We start from the raw sequence: 10,642 nt of genomic DNA on the forward strand, positions 1-10,642 counted from the left end.
AAATGTAAAAAGTATCTCTTAAGTTTATAGAAAAATTTGTCCAATAGGTTCTGACGTTAAACAGTACTGTCACTAAAGAACACAAATTAATAAAGAAAGTAAAAGGAAAGAGTTGGAGATGGGGAGGTGACTTCTCCAAACCTGACAAAATCCACATGGATAAAAGAGGGACGGATAAGAACTTTAGAACCATTAGAGATGCGAACCAAAAACAAATGAATGGTAGCAATACAACGAGTATTAATGATAAATATGTAAAGAGAAAAACAACCTTGACATTTAAGAAAAAAGATGAAAATTAATAAGATAGCTTTATTGGTAACTGTTATTATTCCTTTTTTTACTTTCTGTAGTCCTCAGCAAGAAACAACGCAAGAAAATAGTTGGGAATACTATAAGATTATTGGAGACAGCGTGCTGCTAAACGTTAACGAAGAAGACAATCATGTTTACCTTCAGACAGAGCAAGGGAGCTATAAATGTATTACAGGAGAATCTAATTGGGACGAAGATTATCTGTCAATTATTAACATTGTGATTGATAGAGATGTTCTAATTTTTGTTGAATCCCCTTATAGCGAATCTGGGGATTGGAATAATAAATACACCTCCTATTATGATGCAAAAGGTAATTTAAAGGCTTTAATCAGAAAATCTTCTTTTTTCAACGGAGTATGCAGAGATGGCGTAATTACAGAAAAAGAAATTTATTCTCTGGAAGCAAATAAGTTACAACGGGAGCAGTATGAAATTTATGATGAAAATATGAATTCTATTCTAGATACATCAGAATGTGTTTTTAATTATCGTTTCAAATTTGATTTTTTTGGGAGATATGAAGATATACCAATTGTTAAAGAACTAGATTTATATAATGAATAAATTAAGAGCCTCGGGAAACCGGGGCTTTTGCTTTATAAAGCTAACTGTTTAAGTTTCTTTTTAGTAATAAACGCATCCAAAAAAACCTTAACCACATTCTTGTCCGCTTCCGGTAGTTTTTCAATGCTCTTAAACTGGTTCAACAGTTCTTTATCTGCCAGCGAGCTTTCTGCCAAATCATCTGGTGTGCCGTTTGTCAGGTAATCTGAAGAAACACCAAGGGCATTGGCCAGCTTTGCCAAAACCTCTGCCGATGGCTGTGCGCCCTTTTTCTCGTACCTGCCCACCTGGGTATAATGTATCCCAACCATATTGGCAAGGTCAGTTTGCGAAAGCCCCCTGTCCGTGCGTGCCTTTTTTAACCGTTGTGCAAAGCTCATGATTTCAAGATTAAATCATTTATCAACATCACAAATATAGTGCAATTGCATGCTTTGGGCAATAAACTTGATGCTCATGTTCATAAAACCCAATTCTTATAATCTATTGCAAATATTAAATAATGATTAAACCGAAAGAATGAGTTTCGCAATGAATGTAATAACGGAAAATAAACGATCAGCATGGATTGTATTGTTAAAGCATTTTGTTTGCAACAATACCGTTTATATACTGAAGCTTACCGCTTATTAGCTAGAACCTACCGTTTAAAAAATAAGATATAGAATACAGAAATTTTTTTCTATGTTTAAGCGGAGCAAACCTTTAATGAACATATTGATTAATCAATCTAAAGCTAATATGAATATTGTACCCGGCTCTTTTAGCTACTGATGAATATCCAATATGTGGATATTTTTCATTATTGGCGAGAGTTATTTCGAGTAAAAATACCCGGGAAGAATCAGGTAATTCTACTCGATTTTGTATGAACTTTAGCAATTACTTTTGAAGCAAATTTATAAACCATTAAATCCTTAATACAAATCCATCTTATGGAATGCTTAGTCATTAATACCTCTTCAGGTTCAGAGATTATCTGGCTTAATACAATTATTTATTGTTCTGCCGAAGGGAGTTATTCACGAATTCATTTAGATAATAAACGAAAGGTTTATTGTTCAAAAAATCTTACATGGTTGGAGCAAAAGATTTCTTCTCCTTATTTTGTCAGAATGCACAGATCCTATATCGTTAACTTGAGATTCATTCATAAAATCGTGAAAAATGAAAGTAGGTTATTTTTAGCCAATGGTGAAAAACTGCCGGTTTCAAAATCCAGATCAAATAATTTGTGGGAATCCATCTCCCTGATTAGTTGATTAGGGCTGTTTTTTTGTTGCCTTTTCCTTAATCATAGAGATTCGAGTTTTCATTTCGTGTTTGGTCCTTGATGTATGAAATGACTAATTAATATATGGGATTAATATTTAAAATTAAATCCCTAAATTTATAGTTTGGAACCTAAAAAATGAAGCACGGATTTAACCATATCAAAGTAAAAGAAAACTGTTACCAGTTTTTGGGATGTGGTAGCACTGTGTTTGATGGGGAAGAAAATTTTGTTGTACCCATGTTGTACCCGGCTAAAAAACGAAAAGCACCTTCATCGCTGAAAGTGCCTTGTTTATTAGGGTGGGCCCACCTGGGCAAGTATCGAACTTTTTACTGGAAGATTATGAGGATGTATTGCATTTTATGAATACAAATCAGAAAAATAAAAAGGTTAAGAATGTGAGATTGTAGAAATATTATTATGTAAATCTCGCAAAAGACCTTGAACTCCGAATTTCAATTATGTGTTAACAACAATCTAAGCCCAAAATATTCTCTTCTGTTTCAAGAATAAGTAACTTTGAAAGATGCTAATTGAGAACAAGAACATCAACCTATACAAATTTCTTTTCAGAGGGAGGACAGATATTTATGCAGTTCGTTGGGAAAAGGATGGACGAAGTGGATATATGCCAGCGTAAAAGGTTGATTGGACGGATTCAACGTTCAAAAAGTCCACCAGTAATTTTTGATTACAGGGATTTAAAAATTGATTACTTTGAGAAAATGTTCAAACAATGAAAACGATATTATAACAAACTGATAAAATAAATGCCGGAAAGTCAAAATATAGAGTGGAAAGAAAGTTGGAGAGATGAATACCTTAAATGGATTTGTGGTTTTGCCAATGCTAAAGGTGGAAAGATAATCATTGGTAAGAATGATAATGGAGAAATTGTCGGCGTTGCAAAGGCAAAGCGATTGATGGAAGATATTCCCAATAAAATCCAAACCCAGCTTGGAATTATTTGTGATGTTGATTTGAAAAACAAGGATGGAAAAGAATACATTGAAATTGATGTAAAACCATACGATGTTCTGATCTCATATCAGGGCAAATATCATTACAGAAGTGGAAGCACCAAACAAGAACTTAAAGGAAATGCTCTAAATAATCTTCTGCTTAAGAAAGCAGGAAAAACATGGGACGATGTTGTTGAACCACGTGCTAACTTTGAGGATATTGACCTTTCTGCTATTGAAGCGTTTAAAAAAGGAGCTATTGCAAGTAAAAGATTGCCATTTATTGCAGAGGAAGAAAACCTAGAGCAAATACTTGACAACCTTTTACTGTTGGAAGATGAGAGCCTCAAACGTTCGGCAATACTTTTGTTTGGTAAAAATCCGTGTAGATTTTTCATAAACGCTTTTGTAAAAATTGGAAGGTTTGGGCAAACAGATGATGACCTGCGTTTTCAGGAAGTAATTGAAGGAAATGCTTTTCAATTGGCAGATAAAGTCTTGGAGGTTCTTGACCGAAAGTTTTTTGTTTCTCCAATTTCGTACAAAGGGTTGCAACGTGTTGAAAGTTGGGAATATCCTTACGAAGCTATTCGTGAGATCATTTTGAATGCTATCGTGCATCGAGATTATATGGGTGCACCAATTCAAATCAGTGTTTACGACGATAAACTCATTGTATGGAATGAAGGTTCACTGCCGGAAGACTTGACATTTGAGGACTTGAAAATGAAACATTCATCTCGTCCTCATAACCCGATTCTTGCAAGTACATTTTTTAAAGGTGGTCTAATTGAAGCATGGGGACGTGGAACAATCAAAATTATAAACGAATGTAAAAAGGCTGGACTACCTGAACCGATAATTGAATATTCTTCCGGAGGAATTAGTGTAACGGTATTTAAAGATATTTTCTCTAAAAAGCATCTTCTTGAAAAAGGTTTAATTGAAAGACAGATTGAGGCTGTTCTTTATACTAAAGAGAATGGAAAAATTACAAATAGTATTTACCGTGGAATGTTTGGATTAACAGAAAAAACAGCATTTAGGGATTTTGAGAAGTTAATTGAACTCGGAATTCTTATTAAAGTGGGTGAAAGAAAAGGAACCTTTTATAAATTGAAAGTCCGATAAATGTCCGATAAATTGGGTTAATGTCCGATAAATGTCCGAATAACCTGAAATATTCCACCAATTAAAAACGTATGGAAAAGTTGGAGCAGGAACATCGTATAAATTGATTGGCTCATAAATGGCTCAATTGGCTCATAAATGATTCAGTATAGACCCAAAAATAATCGCGCCATATTTTTACAAAATTCAATTTATGAAGACCTCAGAGAAGAAGGATCACCCGTAAAATGTTTGATAACCCATGAATATGTCCGATAAATGGTTATAAAATATTGGATATTCGGTGAAAGCTGAAAATGTATATGAAAAAGTCGTTAAAAAAACAAAAGGGTAATGAAGACAAATCATACCCTTTTGAAGACAAGTGGGCCCACCTGGGCAAGTATCGAACTTTTTCCATGAAGATTATGATGGCATTTTGAGATATATGAAAAGAGAAAAACAGAAAGGAACTCCGAAATTATAGTAGGTGCTATATGCGGGATATTGTCAAATTACATGATCTGACTCCATCCCAAAATTTAAAACTGATTTTTACACTACAATAACTTGACCGGCATTTTAATTCCTCTGATAAATCAGATATAATGAAGAGGTGAATCCATGACAAGAAAATTTAAAAAGGGAGAATGATTATTTTATTAAGTATGATTCAAAATAACTCTGAAAATGTCCTGTCCGTTTTGGAAAAATCAGAGGTGGTTAATTTGCTTCTTGACCGGTGGGCAACTTATATCGTAAAAGGGTAGTCAAATTAGGTGGATTTTCACACTGTATCCTTTATATGGCAAATCTGGAGGTATGCAGAGATGTCAACAACCTTCAAATAATGTATGTATACAATTTCCTCCGCTCAGGAAATCCTTTATGAGTTGCATGGAAAGCCTCGTCGACGGATCGACACAACTGATTTATTAAAGCTTACACATTTAAACGAGGGATTAAACAAACTTGAAATAATATGATTGCAAATTAATGTGTGTAACAACGTATAGGTTTGTAATTGTAGTTCGTTTATTCTACTTTCACTATTTCAACTTTTTAACCTATAAACGAACTTATATATTATGATTTTTGGTTATACCAAGGTTTCAACAAAAGAACAAATTCTAGACTCTCAGATTGACTCACAAGAATCAGCTGGGTGTCAAGAAATATTTTCAGAGAAGATTTCAGGAAAAAGAATACTTAAGCCACCGTTTGATCTATTAATATCAAAGTTAAGGATAGGAGATGTTTTTGTTGCTGATAGTCTAGACAGATTAGGGCGAACCTCTAGAGGGTTAACTGATTTACCGCATTATTATATTGAACCCGGAATTCAGTTTAAAAGTCTGAAAGAAGGGATGTTTGATATTACTATCCCGATTCGAGAAGCCATATAAAATAACTAATCGACCCTGATTGGAATTAAACTCAAAAACTAAACTATTCATCTCACTTATTTTAAATCTTAAACACATGTACAAAGGAATATTTATTCTGGTCATTTTGAGCACAATTTTATCCGGTACTTCTTGTCAAAAACAATCAAAAACAATTGAGCCTATACTTGATCAAGCAGAATCAATTCTTGAACTGAACCCAGATAGTGCCTTGCTTTTACTTCATGAAATAACCAATGTGAAAAGATTAAAGAAAGAGGTCTACTATCAATATTACCTGTTGGGTCTACAGGCTAAGTATAAATCCTTTAAAGATATTACCTCGGACACTTTAATTTTTACTATTCGTGATTATTATCAAAATACTAACAACCCAGAAAAGATTGCATTGGCAACCTTTTATTGCGGCAGAGTTTATCAAGAGCAAAAGAATTATGAAGAAGCACTGCAGCAATATTTAGAAACAGAACAATATTTAAAGAATAGCACTAACTTTAATTTAAAAGGATTATGCCGAAGTGCTATAGGGAACATTTATTATCGACAACTTCTAAAAGATAAGGCAATTAGTCATTTCGTAGCTGCCAGAGATTATTTCAGTCAAATCGAAGACTATAAGAACCAGGTCATTTCTTCAAAACTTCTTGGCAACTGTTTTTTGGTGTTAGGTAAAACGGATAGTGCTTTTCTCCATTACAATAACGGCTTATACCTGGCTGACAAATACAATATTAAAACTGAACAGATAGGAATACGAATGGGACTAGGAGTAGCTTATAGAGAACTCGAAGATTGGAAACAATCTAATTATTACTTCAAGGAGGCGATGGAATTTTGTACAGATTCATTAAATAATGCGAAATTGCTAACTAATATTGCCCGTGTTTATGAATTAGAAGGGGAGAATGACTCAGCGATTGTTCACTTGGAAAGAGCTTTAAGGCATTTACCTCACGAACAGAACAATTCTCTTGTTGCCAGCATATACGATACGTGGTCCGGCATAGAAGAAAACAAAGGAAACTATAAGAATGCACTAGATAAATACAAATTGTTTAATAAACATCTCGCTGAGATTCTAGCAGAAAATAGAAACAAGGCTGTTTTGGATATTGAAGCAAAATATAATTTCCAGGTAATTGAGAACAAAAATCGACAACTTTTAATAGAACGACAGCGATTTACTCTTTTTGCTTTGGGGGTGGTATTTATTTTTTTATTAGTTATCCTCTGGTTTTTGAAACGGGTAGCGAATCGTGAAAAAGAATTACGGGAAGCTGAACAGAAAATAGCGCAGATGAAGGAAATGGTTCGTACGTTTAATGAAAAAGAAGACACCTTCAGAAATGTGCTAATACGCCATTTCGATATATTGAAGAAGGCCGCATTATTAGAAAAATATCTTAAACGAGATGAAAGGAAAAAAAGTGAGCGTTTGCTCCTAAAATTTAATGAAGTTGTTTATGGCCAGAAAAATATAGATTGGAATTTATTATTTGAAGCATTAAATACAGCAAGCAATGGTTTTTTTGAAAAATTAAGAAGCAGATTCACTCAACTCGACAAGTCTGAGTTTCGTATTTGCTGTTTAGCTTATGCAGACTTTAACAACACAGAGATCGCACTTATTCTAAATTATAGGGTAAGTTCCATCGAAGTCAAAAAAAGTGCTATTAGAAAAAAAATGGGTATAAAAACTCGCGGAAATCTTCGTGATTTTTTAATTCAAGAAGTAAAATAGAATGGAGAAACCAAACATGCATAACAGCTAGATAGTACTGAGTATTATAATTTGCCGGTGTTAGCTTTCAGAATATCTTCAAGTACAAAGTACATCCCTTTTTAACTTTGCGGTTGATGACTATACTGCAAATTATATTGAGAAATCATCACTTCTAGAGTACTTGACCTTCCCTAAAAACTTAATACAATCAAAAAAGGCGCAAGCTTAACATGTTGATACATAGGGATGTGTAAGTGAGGTGCTCTGGTGAAATACTTAATAGCCGCATTCTATGCTTGTTTAGAAGTTTATTCACGCATAGCTTTGTTTATCAAATCGATAAAACCCAGAATCATGAAAAATTTATTCCTAATCTGTTTTATTTTATTTACAATTTTACTTCCAAATATTAGCCATTCTTTGAATCGTCTTCCTATCAATCCTGGTGATACTGATACGAAAAAAGAAATAATCCTTGATGGGTCTTTAGATGATTCAGGCTCGCGGTCGCCACAACAGAATCCAATATACGCAGCTGTTGGTTCATCTCAGTTAGAAGTAAACTTTTTATTTGATATCGGAAACATCATTATTGAAATATACTCATTAATCGGAGGTTTAGTTTATGAAATGAATATAAATACACAAACACAACAAGATATTTTTATTAATATTTCTGACTGGGATAATGGTACTTATGAAATCCGTTTTACCAACTATGACGGTAACTATTTGTATGGTGACTTTGAGATTATCCATTAAGTCTCAAATTTGAAAGGCAACATAGCTCTTGAGTTCATCCATTTAATCAATAGCATGAACAAAAGTTCGTCTCAAAAATACAAGCTCTCATATCCAAGTAGATATTATTCTTACTAACTACTAATAATGTTGAAGTAACCAATTAAATGCAGAATTTATACAAACAACTCTTAGTACATCCTACACTTGATAATTCATAAAGGTTGATTTTTTTGTATGCCAATAAAAATGCAGATAGACAGTGAGTTATAGTTGTGATTGCAAAAGGTAATTGTGGGGTCATGAGGCCTTGTCGTATGCCTTATTTAGTATATAAATCTCTCTTATTTTAAACTTAAATTTTAAACCATGAAAAATTATTACTTACTATTTTTATTCTTTTTGTGTGGGCTTAACTTAAAAGCTCAAATGACCACTGCAATTATTTGTTCCAATAGTCCGGATTGTGAAGAGGTATGTCCCAATGACGTTCAGCAATACGAATATGAAACAAATTACGGTGGTTATATCATAACAAATGAAGCATGGGTGGTTGAAGGTGGAGTGATCATTGAAGGTGGCGGTGAAAATGACATTTCCTGTAAGGTTAGATGGAATGATGAAGCTACAGGCAAGTTAACAATCCCCAGCATTACTGCATCAACAAGTTCAGGTACCAGCGCAGTTGCAACAAATACGACAATCGGCGTACAGATCCACTCCCTAAATGGTGCTAGCTCGAATGGCATTTCTGGGATTTGGGAGGTAGAATTTTCATCATCCTCACCGATTACTTACTCAGCGTTAGAGATAACAGACCATGCAGGACTAGAAGTTTCTGAGTATTTATGGAATATTCCGGCCGGTTGGAGCGTAGGCGGTGTCGTTAGTACAGGGACAAATGAATATGCAACCACTTCTCGATCAATTACTGTAATTCCAGATGAATGTTCAGGAGGTGATATAAAAGTTTGGGGGGAAAACAATCATTGTGGGACTCAGTTTATTCCATCAAACAAGAAAATAAGGACTGTCTCAAGAGTACTTACAGGATTGACAATTGATGGCCCTTCAGTTATTTGTGGGTCAGAAAGCTATCAGATAAATAATATTCCATCAGGTTTTGATATTGTATGGGATGCTACAAGTTTCATTAACAGGGTTAGCTCTCAGGGAGCCAATCCCTGCACTTTTTCAAGTTCATCAGAGGGCGACGGTTATATTAAAGCAACGCTTGTCAACTCGGGCTGTAATGCTTCTGTTGATTTGCCGGATAAACATGTCCGTTTAAATGGTCCGTCTTTTGATGATATATATTTAGACCTATTAACTTCGGGAGGACAAGATGCCTCAGTAATGTGCGAAAATACAACATATCATATCTATTTAATGAATGAAGGGCCCTGTACAACATCGTCATATACATGGAATGTACCTTCTGGATGGACACAATACTATACATGGAATAATATGGTATCAGTAAATACAAATTCATCTCCTGGAGGAATGGTAGAGGTATATGCCAATACATGTTGTGGAACGAATAAAAAAATCGAAACCGACTATATGTATGGTGGATATTGTGGTGGATATTATGTCACAATGTATCCCAATCCCGCAGATAGCTATGTCGAATTAAGCTTTATGGAACTCCAAGAAGAACCCGAAGTTACGTTAGCTAAAACATCTACCTTAGAAGGAAGTGTAAGTGAGAAAATAATAAAGAAAAATGAATTTGGGGAGCTAGGTAATTATATGATAGAAATTCTGGATAAAAAGGGTAATGTTTGGAAAAAAGTTGACAGTTCAAGCCTTAACGAAAGGATTGAAATAAGCGATTTAAAAACTGGCACATACTTTGTTCACATAATTACTGAAAAAGAAGTATATAAGCGCCAGTTAGTTATTGAATAAAAACCATTAAAATGTCTCGCATCCCAACAATCGTATCAAAATTTCTATTATTTCTAACCTTTACCATGATGTTCTTTGTTTCAACTGGGCAAGACAAAATGTACGAAGTCAATATAGGAACCAGTACTCTTGATGCATTTTCGTTAAGATACAAATTCGGAAACGAAAATAGACTGTTCAGGATTTCTACTACACATTTAAGTTATCAGAGAAATGATATGACTGATCCGGAAGAGCGAGATAAGTTTATGAATGTTGGAATAATGTTAGGTATGGAATTCCCGAAGTGGACAGTGAGAAGAACAGTCGAATATTATTATGGTTTTGAGTTTGGCGGGGAATTTTCCCGCAGTTTCGAAGTAGATATAAATTACTACACTTTTCGAGCTAATCCGATTTTAGGTGTTTCCTATTACTTTAACAAAGTACTGAAATTGGGAGTTGAAATTTCACACGGTTTTTACTATCAATTTCATGATACACCTGGAGGCATCACCCATAAAAACTATGGGCTTAATATATCAAACGGTCTAGCTGAAATTCAACTTGGGTTTAGGTTCTAGATTGGAAAATCCGCTTAAACTGACCACCCTTCTACGATTTAAGTTGACCACCTGCGCCGGAGTAA

General features: G+C 34.3%; 10 protein-coding genes. 9 read left to right on the top strand and 1 reads right to left on the bottom strand.

Translation table 11 applies throughout. The annotated features are described in order from the left end of the window. Nucleotides 1-291: 291 nt before the first annotated feature. A complete protein-coding gene (locus SLH46_RS21480; protein ID WP_320283285.1) occupies nt 292-882 on the top strand; it encodes a hypothetical protein in 591 nt (196 codons plus the stop codon). 32 nt (nt 883-914) lie between these two features. On the opposite strand, the gene SLH46_RS21485 is transcribed toward SLH46_RS21480, so the two are convergent. Next, complete coding sequence (locus SLH46_RS21485; RefSeq protein WP_320283286.1) at nt 915-1,262, bottom strand: helix-turn-helix domain-containing protein; 348 nt, start codon at nt 1,260-1,262, stop codon at nt 915-917. Between the two features lie 555 nt (nt 1,263-1,817). Here SLH46_RS21485 and SLH46_RS21750 point away from each other — a divergent pair. The 8 genes from SLH46_RS21750 (at nt 1,818) to SLH46_RS21515 (ending at nt 10,577) form a co-directional block, all read left to right on the top strand. Beyond that, entirely contained in the window at nt 1,818-2,144 is a 327-nt protein-coding gene (locus tag SLH46_RS21750; protein ID WP_442873577.1) for a LytR/AlgR family response regulator transcription factor, read from the top strand. Nucleotides 2,145-2,684: 540 nt separating this feature from the next. Beyond that, nucleotides 2,685-2,798 (top strand): TOTE conflict system archaeo-eukaryotic primase domain-containing protein, encoded by a 114-nt coding sequence (locus SLH46_RS21755; protein WP_442873578.1) that lies wholly within the window; start codon nt 2,685-2,687, stop codon nt 2,796-2,798. Nucleotides 2,799-2,928: 130 nt separating this feature from the next. Next, on the top strand, nt 2,929-4,251 hold the full coding sequence (locus tag SLH46_RS21490) for an ATP-binding protein (RefSeq protein WP_320283287.1): 1,323 nt from the start codon (nt 2,929-2,931) through the stop codon (nt 4,249-4,251). A 1,067-nt stretch (nt 4,252-5,318) separates the two neighbouring features. Further along, nucleotides 5,319-5,636 carry a recombinase family protein gene (locus SLH46_RS21495; protein ID WP_320283288.1) on the top strand — a complete coding sequence of 106 codons (318 nt, stop codon included), beginning with the start codon at nt 5,319-5,321 and terminating at the stop codon, nt 5,634-5,636. Nucleotides 5,637-5,712: 76 nt separating this feature from the next. After that, a complete protein-coding gene (locus SLH46_RS21500; protein ID WP_320283289.1) occupies nt 5,713-7,377 on the top strand; it encodes a tetratricopeptide repeat protein in 1,665 nt (554 codons plus the stop codon). 336 nt (nt 7,378-7,713) lie between these two features. Next, nucleotides 7,714-8,121 (top strand): DUF3244 domain-containing protein, encoded by a 408-nt coding sequence (locus tag SLH46_RS21505; protein WP_320283290.1) that lies wholly within the window; start codon nt 7,714-7,716, stop codon nt 8,119-8,121. A 348-nt stretch (nt 8,122-8,469) separates the two neighbouring features. Next, nucleotides 8,470-10,014 (top strand): T9SS type A sorting domain-containing protein, encoded by a 1,545-nt coding sequence (locus SLH46_RS21510; RefSeq protein WP_320283291.1) that lies wholly within the window; start codon nt 8,470-8,472, stop codon nt 10,012-10,014. Nucleotides 10,015-10,025: 11 nt separating this feature from the next. Next, nucleotides 10,026-10,577, top strand: coding sequence for a hypothetical protein (locus SLH46_RS21515; protein WP_320283292.1), 552 nt, complete (start codon nt 10,026-10,028; stop codon nt 10,575-10,577). Nucleotides 10,578-10,642: the final 65 nt, after the last annotated feature.

Origin of the sequence: Draconibacterium sp. IB214405 (assembly GCF_033963885.1) — a bacterium.
Taxonomy (GTDB): Bacteria; Bacteroidota; Bacteroidia; order Bacteroidales; family Prolixibacteraceae; genus Draconibacterium.

What these genes read in the sequence shown, in the direction of transcription:
- SLH46_RS21480 (WP_320283285.1), top strand. Translation starts at nt 292, where the DNA reads ATGAAAATTAATAAGATAGCTTTATTGGTAACTGTTATTATTCCTTTT.
- SLH46_RS21485 (WP_320283286.1), bottom strand. Translation starts at nt 1,262, where the DNA reads ATGAGCTTTGCACAACGGTTAAAAAAGGCACGCACGGACAGGGGGCTT.
- SLH46_RS21750 (WP_442873577.1), top strand. Translation starts at nt 1,818, where the DNA reads ATGGAATGCTTAGTCATTAATACCTCTTCAGGTTCAGAGATTATCTGG.
- SLH46_RS21755 (WP_442873578.1), top strand. Translation starts at nt 2,685, where the DNA reads ATGCTAATTGAGAACAAGAACATCAACCTATACAAATTTCTTTTCAGA.
- SLH46_RS21490 (WP_320283287.1), top strand. Translation starts at nt 2,929, where the DNA reads ATGCCGGAAAGTCAAAATATAGAGTGGAAAGAAAGTTGGAGAGATGAA.
- SLH46_RS21495 (WP_320283288.1), top strand. Translation starts at nt 5,319, where the DNA reads ATGATTTTTGGTTATACCAAGGTTTCAACAAAAGAACAAATTCTAGAC.
- SLH46_RS21500 (WP_320283289.1), top strand. Translation starts at nt 5,713, where the DNA reads ATGTACAAAGGAATATTTATTCTGGTCATTTTGAGCACAATTTTATCC.
- SLH46_RS21505 (WP_320283290.1), top strand. Translation starts at nt 7,714, where the DNA reads ATGAAAAATTTATTCCTAATCTGTTTTATTTTATTTACAATTTTACTT.
- SLH46_RS21510 (WP_320283291.1), top strand. Translation starts at nt 8,470, where the DNA reads ATGAAAAATTATTACTTACTATTTTTATTCTTTTTGTGTGGGCTTAAC.
- SLH46_RS21515 (WP_320283292.1), top strand. Translation starts at nt 10,026, where the DNA reads ATGTCTCGCATCCCAACAATCGTATCAAAATTTCTATTATTTCTAACC.